Annotated in this window: 13 protein-coding genes; 7 read left to right on the top strand and 6 right to left on the bottom strand. The window is 73.1% G+C overall.

Annotated features, from left to right (window positions below; translation table 11 throughout):
• Nucleotides 1-24: 24 nt before the first annotated feature.
• The 4 genes from OG904_RS23040 to OG904_RS23025 all read left to right on the top strand — a co-directional run bounded on the left by OG904_RS23040 (nucleotide 25) and on the right by OG904_RS23025 (nucleotide 4,550).
• The gene (locus OG904_RS23040; protein WP_405493889.1) at nucleotides 25-717 is read left to right on the top strand and encodes a hypothetical protein; all 693 of its coding nucleotides are present in this window, start codon (nucleotides 25-27) and stop codon (nucleotides 715-717) included.
• A gap of 69 nt (nucleotides 718-786) precedes the next feature.
• On the top strand, nucleotides 787-1,584 hold the full coding sequence (locus OG904_RS23035; protein ID WP_405493887.1) for a DsbA family protein: 798 nt from the start codon (nucleotides 787-789) through the stop codon (nucleotides 1,582-1,584).
• Between the two features lie 109 nt (nucleotides 1,585-1,693).
• Entirely contained in the window at nucleotides 1,694-3,370 is a 1,677-nt protein-coding gene (locus OG904_RS23030) for an alkaline phosphatase D family protein (protein WP_405493885.1), read from the top strand.
• Between the two features lie 196 nt (nucleotides 3,371-3,566).
• The gene (locus OG904_RS23025) at nucleotides 3,567-4,550 is read left to right on the top strand and encodes a zinc metalloprotease (protein WP_405493883.1); all 984 of its coding nucleotides are present in this window, start codon (nucleotides 3,567-3,569) and stop codon (nucleotides 4,548-4,550) included.
• A 75-nt stretch (nucleotides 4,551-4,625) separates the two neighbouring features.
• Here the strand turns inward: OG904_RS23025 and OG904_RS23020 are convergent, their stop codons facing one another.
• Nucleotides 4,626-5,195, bottom strand: a complete 570-nt coding sequence (locus OG904_RS23020) for a dienelactone hydrolase family protein (protein WP_405493881.1) — start codon at nucleotides 5,193-5,195, stop codon at nucleotides 4,626-4,628.
• A 50-nt stretch (nucleotides 5,196-5,245) separates the two neighbouring features.
• Between OG904_RS23020 and OG904_RS23015 the strand changes: the two genes are divergently transcribed.
• Nucleotides 5,246-6,274: a mechanosensitive ion channel family protein gene (locus tag OG904_RS23015; protein WP_405493879.1), complete on the top strand. Its 1,029-nt coding sequence runs from the start codon at nucleotides 5,246-5,248 to the stop codon at nucleotides 6,272-6,274.
• Nucleotides 6,275-6,340: 66 nt separating this feature from the next.
• On the opposite strand, the gene OG904_RS23010 is transcribed toward OG904_RS23015, so the two are convergent.
• Entirely contained in the window at nucleotides 6,341-7,744 is a 1,404-nt protein-coding gene (locus tag OG904_RS23010; RefSeq protein WP_405493877.1) for a sensor histidine kinase, read from the bottom strand.
• Entirely contained in the window at nucleotides 7,741-8,427 is a 687-nt protein-coding gene (locus tag OG904_RS23005; protein ID WP_405493875.1) for a response regulator transcription factor, read from the bottom strand. The genes OG904_RS23010 and OG904_RS23005 overlap by 4 nt, the downstream gene beginning before the upstream one ends.
• A gap of 73 nt (nucleotides 8,428-8,500) precedes the next feature.
• Between OG904_RS23005 and OG904_RS23000 the strand changes: the two genes are divergently transcribed.
• Together OG904_RS23000 and OG904_RS22995 are read left to right on the top strand one after the other, a co-directional pair.
• Nucleotides 8,501-9,727, top strand: coding sequence for a UDP-N-acetylglucosamine--N-acetylmuramyl-(pentapeptide) pyrophosphoryl-undecaprenol N-acetylglucosamine transferase (locus OG904_RS23000; protein WP_405493873.1), 1,227 nt, complete (start codon nucleotides 8,501-8,503; stop codon nucleotides 9,725-9,727).
• Nucleotides 9,724-10,770, top strand: a complete 1,047-nt coding sequence (locus OG904_RS22995) for an SDR family NAD(P)-dependent oxidoreductase (RefSeq protein ID WP_405493871.1) — start codon at nucleotides 9,724-9,726, stop codon at nucleotides 10,768-10,770. Before OG904_RS23000 ends, OG904_RS22995 begins: the two co-directional genes overlap by 4 nt.
• Before the next feature lie 44 nt (nucleotides 10,771-10,814).
• Here OG904_RS22995 and OG904_RS22990 read toward each other — a convergent pair whose 3' ends face one another.
• The 3 genes from OG904_RS22990 to OG904_RS22980 form a co-directional block, all read right to left on the bottom strand.
• Nucleotides 10,815-12,407: a Na+/H+ antiporter gene (locus OG904_RS22990; RefSeq protein WP_405493869.1), complete on the bottom strand. Its 1,593-nt coding sequence runs from the start codon at nucleotides 12,405-12,407 to the stop codon at nucleotides 10,815-10,817.
• 151 nt (nucleotides 12,408-12,558) lie between these two features.
• Nucleotides 12,559-13,038 (bottom strand): GNAT family N-acetyltransferase, encoded by a 480-nt coding sequence (locus OG904_RS22985; protein ID WP_405493867.1) that lies wholly within the window; start codon nucleotides 13,036-13,038, stop codon nucleotides 12,559-12,561.
• On the bottom strand, nucleotides 13,035-13,976 hold the full coding sequence (locus tag OG904_RS22980) for an RluA family pseudouridine synthase (RefSeq protein WP_405493865.1): 942 nt from the start codon (nucleotides 13,974-13,976) through the stop codon (nucleotides 13,035-13,037). Before OG904_RS22980 ends, OG904_RS22985 begins: the two co-directional genes overlap by 4 nt.
• Between the last annotated feature and the right edge of the window lie 23 nt (nucleotides 13,977-13,999).

Genomic DNA, 13,999 nt, shown 5'->3' with positions numbered 1-13,999 from the left:
GGGACTCATGGCACACTCGCGACGATGCACATATCCGGAGTGGGGCTACGAGGGCTGCGGGCCGCGCTGTTCAGCGCGCTCGTCGTGCTGCTCTCGGCCGGGTCACACGTCCTGATGTCCCGGGTGCCGCTGCCTCCCGCCCTGGTGGGAGGCGCTTTCGCCGCGGTGTTCGCGATCGCCTTCGCCCTGGCCGGGCGCGAGCGGGGCCTCGGCCCCATCGCCGGGCTGCTGGTCCCCCTGGAACTGGCCGCCGACACCGTCTTCACCTCCGGTCAGGACCTCTGCTACGGACCCGCCGGCGGCCCCGTCTCGGGTCCGCTGCGCGCGCTGGGCCTGGCCGACCTGTGCGGCGGCGCTCCCCTGGGCGCGCCGATCACCGGGATCGGCGGGGGCCACGCCGACCCGGCCGCGCTGCTGGCGGTACCCGGACCGTGGACGCCCTGGCTGCTGCTGGGCGCGCACGTCTCGGTCGGGCTGCTCGCCTCGGTGTGGCTGCGGCACGGGGAGCGGGCGCTCGGCCGGCTGCTGAGGGCGGCCTCCGCCTGCGCCTTCCGGCCGCTGCGGATGGCCTCGGCCCGGGCGGTGGCGGCCCTCGCCCCGGTACGGCGGCTGCCGCGCGCGGCGCGTAGGGTCCCGGTGGCCCGCACCCGGTTCCCCGCACATTCCGTGGGTCGGCGGGGACCTCCCCGCGTACGCGGCGCGCTCGCTCGCGCCTGACGTACGCAGCAGGACAGTCCCCCCTTTCATCCGGCTTCCCCGGCGGAGCCGTACCCCCCGGAGTTCATGATGAGTGCACGCAACAGCCAGGCGAGCAAGGCGGCGGCCCGCGAGAAGCTGCGCGCCGAACGCGAGAAGCAGGCCAAGAAGGCCCGGGCCCGCCGCCAGGTGTTCGTGGCGGCCGGTGTCGTGGCCGCCCTGGCCCTGGCCGGCGGCGTCGGCTACGCGGTCGTACAGGCCAACAAGCCCGGCGAGTGGGACAAGGCCGCCGACACCGCCCTGGTCGCGCCGAAGAACACCACGGGCGAGAACGGCACGACCGTGGTCATAGGCAAGGCGGACGCCAAGAAGACCCTGGAGCTGTACGAGGACTCGCGCTGCCCGGTCTGCGCGAGCTTCGAGCAGGCGGTCGGCCCGCAGGTCAAGAAGGACCTCGACGCCGGCAAGTACAAGATCCAGTACATCGGTGCCACCTTCCTCGACAAGGGCTTCCCCGGCAGCGGCTCGAAGAACGCCCTGAGCGCGCTGGGCGCGGCCCTCAACGTCAGCCCCGAGGCGTTCCTGGAGTACAAGACGGCCCTCTACTCCGCGGAGAACCACCCGGAGGAGAAGGACGACAAGTTCGCCAAGGACGACGTCCTGCTGACGATCGCGGACCAGGTCCCGGCCCTCAAGGGCAACGCCGAGTTCAAGAAGGCCGTCGAGGACGGCACGTACAACCGGTGGGCGCTGGAGATGTCCAAGACCTTCGACAAGAGCGGTGTGACGGGCACGCCGACGCTGAAGATGGACGGAAAGAAGCTCGACCCGCTGCCGCAGACGCCCGAGGCGTTCACGGCGGCGATCGACAAGGCCATCGCCGGCTGACCCCGCCGGGCGGGACCGGCTGACGGACGGGCGAACTCCGAGAGTTCGCCCGTCCGTTGCTTTCACGGGGCTGTTCCAACCCGCTTACCCATCGGTAATCTGACCGCCCGTGACCAGTCAACTCTCCCCTTCTGTCACGGAATCCGCCATTCCGTCGACCCCCCGCCGCCGCTCGGTCGTCCTGGCCGCAGCGGCCACGGCAGCGCTCGTCCCGATCACCGCGCTGGGCGCCGAAGCCGCCCGCGCCGCAACGGGCGCCGCCCCCGTCTTCCTGCACGGCGTCGCCTCCGGCGACCCGCTGCCCGATGGGATCCTGCTGTGGACCCGCGTCACCCCCACCGCCGCGGCCGTACCGGGCTCCGGCGCCGGCCCGGCCGTCCCGGTGGGCTGGGAGCTCGCCGAGGACAAGGCCTTCTCCCGGGTCGTCGCGAGCGGCACCGTCACCACGAGCGCCGCCTGCGACCACACCGTCAAGGCCGACGTACGAGGGCTGCGGCCGCAGACCGCGTACTGGTACCGGTTCACCGCCGGCGGCGCCACCTCCCCCGTCGGGCGGACCCGTACCGCACCCGCCCCCGAGACCGCGCCCGCCGGGGTCCGCTTCGGCGTGGTCTCCTGCGCCAACTGGGAGTCCGGCTACTTCTCCGCCTACCGCCACCTGGCGGCGCGGGCCGATCTGGACGCGGTCCTGCACCTGGGCGACTACATCTACGAGTACAAGACCGGCGGCTACCCCGAGCCGGAGTACGTCGTACGCCAGCACGAGCCGCTGCACGAGATCCTCGACCTCGCCGACTACCGCACCCGCCACGGCAAGTACAAGACGGACCCCGACCTCCAGGCCCTGCACCTGGCGCACCCGGTCATCGCGATCTGGGACGACCACGAGGTCGCCAACGACTCCTGGTCCGGCGGCGCCGAGAACCACGACCCCGCCACCGAGGGTGACTTCGCGGCCCGCGCGGCCGCCGCCCGCCAGGCGTACTTCGAGTGGATGCCGGTCCGCACCTCCACCGAGGGCACCGTCTACCGCCGGCTGCGCTTCGGCACCCTCGCCGACCTGCACCTCCTGGACCTGCGAACGTTCCGCTCGCAGCAGGTGGGCACAGGCAGCGGCAAGGTGGACGATCCGGAGCGCACCATCACCGGGCGGGCGCAGCTGGACTGGCTCAAGGCCGGGCTGGCGGGCTCGCAGGCCACCTGGAAGCTGGTGGGCACCTCGGTGATGATCTCGCCGGTGGCCTTCGGAGCGCTGCCGGCCCACCTGCTGGAGCCCCTCGCGGAGCTGCTCGGCCTGCCCAAGGGCGGCCTCGCGGTCAACGTGGACCAGTGGGACGGGTACACCGACGACCGCCGGGAGCTGCTGGGCCACCTGACGGACCGCGGCATCCGCAACACCGTCTTCCTGACCGGTGACATCCACATGGCCTGGGCGAACGAGGTCCCGGTGACGGCGGCCACCTATCCGTGGTCCCGGTCGGCGGGCGTGGAGTTCGTGGTGACGTCGGTGACCTCCGACAACATCGACGACCAGCTGCACGTACCGGCGGACACGGTCTCACTGGTCGCCGAGACGGCGATCAAGGCCGCCAACCGGCACGTGAAATGGCTGGACATGGACGCCCACGGCTACGGCGTTCTGGACGTGACGGCCGAACGATCGCAGATGGACTACTACGTCGTTTCGGACAAGCGCCGCCAGGACGCCACAACCGCCTGGGAGCGCTCGTACCGGACCTTGAACGGGTCCCAGAAGGTGGAGCGGGCGGACCGGCCGGTGCGATAACCGACGCTCCTTGCGCTGACATTCAGCCAAATCTGCTGCGCGGAGGGGCGTTTGGTGCAGACCATGCGTCCCTCTGACATCAGAAGCAACAAATGTTTTACGCAAGACACTTGACCCGTTTATGACATGCACACGTAAGCTTCGCGCCAGCGTGAGGAGATCCCTCCCGTCATACCCCCACTCGCGAGGAGCACACGTGCGCGCCATTGCCCGCATATCCCCCCTTCTTCGCCGCCGCTTGCTGGGTGCCGCCGTACTCACCGGCACCCTGGCGTTCACCCCGCTCGCCGCCCCCACCACGCTCGCGGCCGCCAAGACCGGCGCCGAGGTGTGCGCCGGTGACGCCTCCGGCGCGGCGGCCAACGCCCGCGTGGCGCGACCGAAGGACCAGCACGCGGCCGATCCCAACGAGGTCACCACGGCCCAGACCAAGGCCATGGACGCCGACCTCAAGGCGAAGCTGGACGAGGTCACGGCCGAACCGCGCAGCCTGCGCGTCGCGGAGGCCGTCACGACCATCCCCGTGTACGTGCACGTGATCACCTCCGGCTCCGCCGGAAACCTGACGGCCGCACAGATCAACAGCCAGATCTCGGTCCTCAACGCCGCCTACGCGGGCCAGGGCACCGGCAACGTCAACTCCGGCTTCCAGTTCTCCCTCGCCGGCACCGACTACACCAACAACTCCACCTGGTACAACGTCTCGGACGGCACCAGCGCCGAGAAGAACATGAAGAACGCCCTGCGCAAGGGCGGCAAGAACGCGCTCAACCTCTACACCGCCAACCTCGGCGGCGGACTCCTCGGCTGGGCCACCTTCCCCAGCTCCTACGCCTCCCAGCCCAAGATGGACGGCGTGGTCATCCTCAACACCTCGATCCCCGGCGGCTCCGCCACCAACTACGACCAGGGCGACACCGCCACCCACGAGGTGGGCCACTGGCTCGGGCTCTACCACACCTTCCAGGGCGGCTGCTCGGGCAGCGGCGACTCGGTCTCCGACACCCCGGCCGAGGCCAGCGCGGCCTTCGAGTGCCCGACCGGCCGCAACACCTGCAGCGCCAGCGGCGTCGACCCGATCCACAACTTCATGGACTACACGTACGACTCCTGCATGTACCAGTTCACCGCGGGCCAGGTGACCCGCATGAAGAGCATGTGGACGGCGTACCGCGCCTGACGCACACATGACGATGGGGCCCCCGTACGGGGGCCCCATCCGTGCGTCCGGCTCCGTGCTCCGCGCTCCGTCCGACTAGAGGCTGTCGAGGAAGGTGAGGGCGACCGCCCAGGTCTGCCCGGCGGCCTCGGCGTCGTAGTCGTCCAGCCCCGGGTCGGTGAACAGGTGCCCGGCCCCCGGATAGGTGTGGACCTCCACGTCCGCCCCGGCCTTCCGCATCCGCAGGTACCAGGCGGTCAGCCAGTCGTGCGGCTCGAAGGGGTCCGGGTCCGCGATGTGCAGCTGCACCGGCAGCTCGTCGACCGAGGTGTTCTCCTCCAGGTCGGCCGTGCCGTGCAGGAGCAGCAGCCCGCGCGTCTTCTCGTCGGCCAGCGCCAGGTGCTGGGCGATCGAGCCGCCGAAGGAGAAGCCGGCGTAGACCAGCCCCTGGTCGGAGAAGGGGGCCGAGGCCAGTACCGCGCGCTTGAGCAGCTCGTCGCGGCCGATCTCCTCCTGGTGGGCCATGCCCTCCTCGACGGTCTCGAAGGTGCGTCCCTCGAAGAGGTCCGGCACCTGGACCTGATGCCCGGCCGCACGCAGCCGGTCGGCCGCCTCCCGTACCGCGGGCCGCAGCCCGTAGGTCGAATGGAAAAGCATGATGTTCATGCCCCCATCGTGCCAGTTTCGACGGACCGCCTCCGGTTACGTTGGGCCTCATGGACACGGACTCCCTCCTGCGCCCGCTCGTGGCCGTCGCGGGCACCCTGGCCGTCACCCTGCTCGCGGGCTGGCTGCTGGACCTGCTGCTCCGCCGCGCCGACGCCCGGCACAGCGAGACCCCGCTGTGGGGGCTGCTGCGCCGCTGCCGCCCCCCGTTCCTGCTGGTCCTGGCCGCCTCCCTGCTCCAGGGGCTGCACCGGCGCCCGGACGGCCGGGGGCACGCGCTGACCCTGATCCTGATCGCCTCGACCGCGTGGCTCCTGGTGCGCATCACGACGGCGGTCGTGGACTCCACGTACGCGCGCTACGCGGCCGACGCCCCCGACGACGCCCGGGTCCGCCGGGTCCGCACCCAGGTCACGCTGATCCAGCGGGTCGTCACCGCGGTGGTGATCGTGGTGGCGGTCGCGCTGATGCTCCTCACGTTCCCGCCCATGCGGACGGTCGGGACCTCGATGCTGGCCTCGGCCGGGGTGCTCGGCATCGTGGCGGGCATCGCGGCCCAGTCCTCGCTCGGGAACCTCTTCGCCGGACTGCAGATCGCCTTCGGCGACACCGTCCGGATCGGCGACACGGTGGTGGTCGACAAGGAGTGGGGCACGGTGGAGGAGATCACCCTCACCTTCCTCACCGTCCGCACCTGGGACGAGCGCCGGATCACGATGCCGGTGTCGTACTTCACGAGCAAGCCCTACGAGAACTGGTCGCGCGGCGGCGCGCAGATGACGGGCACGGTGTTCTGGCACCTGGACCACAGCGCCCCGGTGGACCTGATGCGGGAACAGCTCCAGCGGATCCTGAAGGACATCCCGGAGTGGGACGGCCGCACCGGCTCCCTGGCCGTCACGGACACCACCCCGAACACGATCCAGGTCCGCGCGGTGGTCACGGCCCGGGACGCCGACACCGTCTGGACGCTCCGCTGCGCGGTCCGCGAACGGCTGATCACCTGGCTCCTGACCCACCACCCGTACGCCCTCCCCCACATCGCCACCACGGAGGCGCACCGCCCACCCGGCCCGTGACCCGGGGACCGCCCCCCGAAGATCCAGCCCCTTCGGCGTTTGAGGAACGGGGTCTGGGGCGGAGCCTCAGGACGGGGCACCGAAGGTCAGCCGGAACAGCGCGCCCCCGCCGGCGGCGGCCTCCGCGGACAGCTCCGCACCGTGCGCCCGCGCGATCTGCCGGGCCATCGCCAGCCCCAGCCCGGACCCCGGCAGGGCCCGCACCGCCCCCGCCCGGTAGAACCGGTCGAAGACGTACGGCAGATCCGCCTCCGCGATCCCCGGCCCGTGGTCCCGTACGGTCACCTCCGCACGCCCCCCGCCCCGCACCACCAGCTCCACTTCCACCTCCGCCCCGGCCGGGCTGAACTTCGCCGCGTTGTCCAGGAGGTTCCCCAGCAGCCGGCTCAGCCGCGCCGGCACCCCCGCCACCACCACCGCCTCCTCCGCCCGCACCCGGAACGACACCCCGGGCCAGTGCGCCCGCGCGGCCCCCGCGCAGTACTCCACCAGCGGAGCCAGCCGCACCTGTTCCACCAGCAGCTGGGGTTCCTCGTCGCGGGCCAGCTCGATCAGGTCGTTGACCAGCCCCGTCACCTCCCGCAGCTGCCTCCCCAGCGCCATCGAGGCCCGCTCCCGCTGCTCCGCCGTCAGCCGCTCGCCCCGCGCCAGCAGCTCCGCGTTGGTCCGCAGCGCCGTCAGCGGCGTCCGCAGCTCGTGCGAGGCGTCCGCGACGAGCCTGCGCTGCGCGGTCACGGACTGTTCCAGCTCCTCCAACATGGTGTTGAAGCTCCCCGCGAGCCGGGTGATCTCGTCCTCCCCGCCCCGTCCGGGCGGCGGCAGTTCGATCCGGTGCCGCGGGTCGCGGGTGGCGGCGATCCGCTCGGCGGTGGCGGTGAGCCGGGTGACGGGGGCGAGCCCGGTCCGCGAGACCCAGTACCCGAGCAGCGCGGCCAGCAGCACCCCGGCGGTGCCCGTGAGGGCGAGCCAGCGGGCGGCCCGGTCGATGCCGGTCTCCACCGAGTCGGAACGCACGGCGACCTGCAGGGCCCGGTCCTTGAGGAAGTCGGTGGTGAGCATCCGGGCGGGATGCCCCTCGACGACGATGTTCGTGTAGAAGGGGGCCCGGTCCTCCACGGCGACCTGCCGGGTGGCCGGTGCCACCGGCATCCGGTACGCGCCCTCCCCGCCCGCCGGGTCCTTCGCCGGGTCGGCCGGGACGATCTGGACGCAGGCGGGCGCCGCCAGGAACCGGCAGTCCCAGGATGCGGTCCCGGGCGGGGAGTCCCCGTACTGCTTCGCGGCGAGCCGGGCGGCCTGGGTCAGGCTCAGGTCGAGCTGCTGGTAGAGCGCGGCCCGGCCCTCCAGGAAGGCCGCGGTGCACACGCCGAGCGCCACGAAGGCCACGGCGGCGGTGACGGCGAGCGCGAGGCGGGTCCGCAACGGCCTGCGCCGCCGCCACCGCGCGCCGAGGCGCCGCCCGCTGCTCACGCCGTCTCCAGCCGGTACCCGACCCCGTGCACGGTGTGCACCAGCCGGGGCTCCCCGCCGGCCTCCAGCTTGCGCCGCAGGTAGCCGACGTAGACGGCCAGCGAGTTCGAGTCCGGCCCGAAGTCCCGCCCCCACACGAGCTCCAGGACGAGCTCGCGCGGCAGCACCTGCCCGGGGTGGCGCAGGAGCAGTTCCAGCAGCGCCGACTCGGTGCGGCTGAACTCCAGCGGCCGCTCGCCGCGCCGCCCGGTGCGGGTCCCGGGGTCGAGGACCAGGTCGGCGTACCCGAGCACGGGCGGGCCGCCGGGATCGGGGGCGGCCCGCCGCAGGAGGGCCCGTACCCTCGCCACGAGCTCGTCGAGCGCGAAGGGTTTGACCAGGTAGTCGTCGGCCCCGGCCTCCAGCCCGTCGACCCGGTCGCTGACCGCGTCCAGGGCCGTGAGGACGAGTACGGGCGTACGGTCGCCCGCCGCGCGGAGCTGTCGGCACACGCCTAGCCCGTCCAGCACCGGCATCATCACGTCGAGGACCACCGCGTCGGGCTCCCAGAGGGCCACCTCGGAGAGGGCGGCCAGCCCGTCGGGCGCACCGCGCACCTCGTACCCCTCGACGGCGAGCCCGTCCTCGACGGCGGCCCGCACCTCGGGCTCGTCGTCCACCACCAGAATCCGCTGCATGCGCATGCGGCAAAGCCTCCCAAATGGTTCTGAGAGAACCTCTTAGAACGTTCTTAGGACGCACCGGGAGTGTGCGGCCATGAACACCTCACCCTCACGCTCCCCCTCGCGCCGGCCGCTCTCCGTCGTGATCGGCGCGGGCGGCACCGGCGGCCACATCTACCCCGGGCTGGCCCTGGCGGAGGCGCTGCGCGCCGCCGTGCCGGGCGCCGTGGTCTCGTTCATCGGCACCGAACGCGGCCTGGAGACCGAGCTGATCCCGGCCGCCGGCTACCACCTGCACACCGTGGACATGATCCCCTTCGACCCGGCGCTGGGCGCCCGGCGCTATCTGCTGCCGGCGGCGCTGCTGCGCTCGGCCGGGCAGGCGCGGGCCGTGATCCGGGCGCAGCGGGCGCACGTGGCCGTCGGCATGGGCGGCTATCCGAGCGCGCCCGCCGTGCTCGGGGCCCGGATGGCCGGACTGCCGGCGGTGATCCACGAGTCCAACGCGGTGCCGGGCCGGGCCAACCGGTTCGCCGCCCGCCTCACCCCGCACATGGCGGTGGCCTTCGACCGCAGCCGGGACCATCTGGCGGGCGGGGAGCGGGCGCTGACCACCGGAATGCCGATCTCCGCGGCGCTGGCGGGGCTCGCCGGGCTGTCCGGTGCCCGGCGGGCGGCCCTGCGCGCCGGGGCCCGGCGCGAGCTCGGGGTGCCGGACGGGCGGCGGCTGGTGGTGTTCAACGGCGGCAGCCTGGGAGCCGTCCGGCTGACCTCGGCGGCGACCGGGCTGGCGGCGCGCTGGCAGGCACGGGAGGACGTGCAGCTGCTGATCAAGACGGGCCCGGCGGCGCTCGCGGACACGGTGGCGGGACTGTCCGCCTCGGGCGGGCGGCGGATCGCGCGGGCCGTGCCCTACCTGGACCGGATGGACCTGGTGTACGCGGCCGCCGATCTGGTGGTGTGCCGGGCGGGCTCGGCCACGGTGGCGGAGCTCGCGGCGACCGGGGTCCCGGCCGTGCTCGTCCCGTACCCGTACGCCCCGGGTGACCACCAGACCCACAACGCCCGGGTGCTGTCCGACGCGGGAGCCGGACTGCTCCTGGCCGACGCCGGGGCCACGGACGGCCGTCTCGCGGAGCTGCTCTCCCCGCTGCTGGCCGATCCGGCGCGGCTGGCCGCGATGGCCGGCGCGGCCGACCCGGGCCCGCACGCGCGGGCCGCCGAACTGCTGGCGGCGCAGGTCCTGCGGGTCGCCGGCTTCCCCGCCCCCGCCTCCGTCCCTTCCCCCTCGCCCTTCCCCTCCCCCCTGGAGCTCGTATGACCACGCACCCGACCACTCCCGCCCAGCCCCACACCCACGCCCGCACCCCCACGGACTGGGCCGGGCGCACCGTCCTCGTCACGGGCGCCGAGGGGTTCATCGGCTCCACCCTCGTCGACCTGCTGGTGGCGCGGGGCGCGAAGGTGCGCGCCTTCGTGCACTACAAGCCGTACGCCGAGAAGGGCCACCTGGCCCGGTACCTGGCCGACCCGGACGGGCCGGTGGAGATGTGGGCGGGCGACATCCGCGACGCGGGCCGGGTCAGCGACGCGGTGGCCGGCTGCGACACCGTCTTCCACCTGGCGGCCCTGATCGGGATCCCGTACAGCTACGCCTCCCCCGGCGCGTACGTCCAGACCAACGTCACCGGGACCGAGAACATCGCGGAGGCCTGCCGCCGCCACGGCGTGCGCCGCCTCGTCCACACCTCCACCAGCGAGGTCTACGGGACCGCCCTGACCGCGCCGATCTCCGAGAGCCACCCGCTGCAGCCGCAGTCCCCCTACTCCGCGTCGAAGATCGGCGCGGACATGATGGCGCTCTCCTTCCACCACGCGTTCGAGTTGCCGGTGACGGTGGTGCGGCCCTTCAACACCTACGGGCCCCGCCAGTCGGCGCGCGCGGTCATCCCCGCGATCCTGGCCCAGCTCCACTCGGGTGCCCGGGAGGTCCGGCTGGGCTCCCTGGCCCCCACCCGGGACTTCACGTACGTGACGGACACGGCGGCGGGCTTCCTGGCGGTCGCCGAGTGCGACCGGACGCTGGGCGAGGTGGTCAACCTCGGCACCGGAGAGGAGATCTCCATCGGCGACCTGGCCCGGGCCCTGATCACCGCGTCGGGCCGGGAGGCCGAGGTCGTCGTGGACCCGGCCCGGCTGCGCCCCGCGGGCAGCGAGGTCCAGCGCCTCCTGTCGGACAACTCCCGCGCCCGTGACTGGGCCGGCTGGAAGCCCGCGGTCCCCCTCCGGGAGGGCCTGACCCGCACCTCGGACTGGGTGGCCTCGCACCTCCACCTCTTCGCCCCGGACCGCTACCAGGTGTAGGCCCGGGCCGGCCGGCGGGCCCGGCAAGATGCGAAAGAGATGGCCTAGGTGCTGCGCAGGCTGCGGACGTCCAGGTGCCGGAGCACCCGGTCGACGATCTCCGGATCGGCGCCGGGCTCGCTCCGGGCGGCCAGGATCTCGTGCCGGGCGGCGGACATCATCTCCCGCTGGATGCGCTGGACGTCGCGGATCCGCTCCACCCGCTTCGCGTACGCCTCCCGGCGCTCCTCGTCGACCATGTCGGGGCTGATCCTCGCCCCCACGTCGTACGCCCGCCGGTAGAGCGTCTCCACCAGGTCTTCGGGGAGGTCCTCCGCCTCCTCGATCTCCTTCAGCCGCCGCTTGGCGGCCTTGGCGGCGCGGATCGCGAGGGCGCGGGCGATGTCCGCCTCCGCGTCCTGGTCGGCCTCCACGCCGAGCCGGCGGACCAGCCAGGGCAGGGTCAGCCCCTGGAACACCAGGGTCGCCATGATCACGGCGAAGGCGATGAAGATGATCTGGTCCCGGGCCGGGAAGTCCTCCCCGGCGTCCGTCCGCAGCGGGATCGCCAGGGCCAGCGCCACCGAGGCCACGCCCCGCATGCCCGCCCACCACATCACCACCGACTCCCGCCAGCTCAGCGGGATCTCCTCCTCGTAGTCGCGCCGCGAGTGCAGCTTCTGCGCGAGCCAGCCGGCCGGCAGCAGCCAGACCAGCCGTACGACGACCACCACCCCGACCACGGCCGCCGCCCACCCGGCCATCTCCCACTCCCGGCCCTTGGCGACGCCGAACACGTTGTGCAGCTCCAGCCCGATCAGCCCGAACGCGACACCCGTGACCAGCATGTCCACGACCTCCCAGAACGTGTGCCCGGCCAGCCGGCCCAGCACGTCGTCGGCGTCGTTCGCGTACTCGGCGAGGAACAGCGCCGTGGTCAGCACGGCCAGCACGCCGGAGCCCCGGAGCTCCTCGGCCAGTACGTAGGACACGAACGGCACGAGCAGCGTCAGCCCGATCTGGAGCGTGGCATCGCCGAGCCGCCCCATGAGCCGGTTGGCCACCCAGCCGAGCGCGAGCCCCACGGCCACGGCGACGACGGCCGACAGCACGAACTCCCCGAGCGCGTCGGGCCACGAGAAGCTGCCGCTGACGGCGGCGGCGATGGCCACGTGGTAGAGCACGATGGCGGTGACGTCGTTGAAGAGCCCCTCGCCCTCCAGGATCGACACCATGCGCCGGGGCAGCCCCAGCGACCCGGCCACGGCGGTGGCGGCGACCGGGTCGGGCGGAGCGACCAGCGCCCCGAGCGCGACGGCCGCGGCGATCGGGAGGCCCGGGACGACGGCGTGCGCGGTGACGGCCACGGCGACGGTGGTCACGAAGACCAGGGCGACGGCCAGCAGCAGGATGGGCCGGACATTGGCGGCGAACTGCCGCCAGGAGGTCCGCTGCGCGGAGGCGTACAGCAGCGGGGGCAGCACGAGGGGCAGGATGTACTCGGGCGGGATGTCGACGTTCGGCACGACGGGCACCAGGGCGAGCCCCACCCCGCCGAGCGTCATCAGCACCGGCGCGGGCAACCCCAGCCGGTCCCCGAGCGGCACGGTGACCACGGCCCCGAGCAACAACACGAACAGCAGCGCCAGCTGATCCACTCCCACACCCTGCCAGTCCGCCGCGCCCGGCTGCGCGGATCGGGGGTGCGTGTCGGGCTCCGCCGGCGGGCCGGCCCCGCCGGGTCGGCGCGGCGCCGTGTCCGGGGGCTCCGCCCCGGACCCCGCACCTCATACGACGGCGGGGCCGGATCTACGGCAGGGCGCGCCGCATCGCGCGGTGCGGGATGCCCGCGTCCTCGAACTCCGGGCCGTAGGCCACGTAGCCGAGGCGCTCGTAGAAGCCCAGCGCATGCGTCTGCGCACCCAGGTCCACGTACGACAGCCCCAGCCGGGCCGCCTCCGCCTCGATCGCCCGTACCAGCGCGACCCCGGCGCCGAGTCCGCGCGCGGACTTGCGTACGGCCAGCCGGCCCAGCGAGCCGACGTCCGCGGAGCCCGTCTTGCCCAGGGCCCGCGGCCCGTGCAGCAGGCGGCCGGTGCCGAGCGCGACCCCGTCCGGGCCCTCGGCCAGCACGTGGACCGCGATCTCGTCGTACGCGTCGTACTCGATCGACTCCGGCACGGACTGCTCGACCACGAACACCTCGGTGCGCACGGCGAAGCACGCCTTCAGGTCGGCCTCCGTGGCGACGACCCGCACCGAAACGGCGTCGGCGGCCGCGGCGGTCACTCGCTCTCCTTGCGGATCACGTCCAGCGCGTTCTGCAGGTCCGCCGGGTAGGTGCTCGCGAACTCCACCCACTGGCCGTCCGACGGGTGCTCGAACCCGAGCCGTACCGCGTGCAGCCACTGCCGGGTGAGCCCGAGGCGCTTGGCGACGGTCGGGTCGGCGCCGTAGGTCAGGTCGCCGACGCAGGGGTGCTTGTGCGCGGCCATGTGCACGCGGATCTGGTGCGTGCGCCCGGTCTCCAGCTTGATGTCCAGCAGCGACGCGGCGCGGAAGGCCTCGATCAGGTCGTAGTGGGTGACGGAGGGCTTGCCCTCCTGGGTCACGGCCCACTTGTAGTCGGCGCTGGGGTGGCGCCCGATCGGCGCGTCGATCGTGCCGCTCATCGGGTCCGGGTGGCCCTGCACCAGCGCGTGGTAGCGCTTGTCGACGATCCGCTCGCGGAACTGGTTCTTCAGCGAGGTGTACGCGCGCTCCGACTTCGCGACGGCCATCAGGCCGGACGTGCCGACGTCGAGGCGGTGCACGATGCCCTGGCGCTCGGAGGCGCCGGAGGTGGAGATGCGGTATCCGGCGGCGGCCAGTCCGCCGATGACGGTGGTGCCGGTCCAGCCGGGGCTGGGGTGGGCGGCGACGCCGACCGGCTTCATGATGACGACGATGTCGTCGTCGTCATGGACGATCTCCATCCCGGGGACGGGCTCGGCGACGACCTCGACCTTCCGGGGCGGCTCGGGCATCTCGACCTCGAGCCAGGCGCCACCGTGCACACGCTCGGACTTCCCGACGACACTGCCGTCGACCAGCACCTTTCCCGCGGCCGCGAGTTCGGCCGCCTTCGTCCGGGAGAAACCGAACATACGGGCGATGGCGGCGTCGACACGCTCGCCCTCGAGGCCATCGGGAACGGGCAGGGTGCGGATCTCGGGAATCGTACTCACCTGTCGAGTATGCAGGACCGGAC

The organism is Streptomyces sp. NBC_00096 (assembly GCF_045041305.1).
Classification (GTDB): domain Bacteria; phylum Actinomycetota; class Actinomycetes; order Streptomycetales; family Streptomycetaceae; genus Streptomyces.
This window is presented reverse-complemented; position numbering and strand designations above follow the sequence as displayed.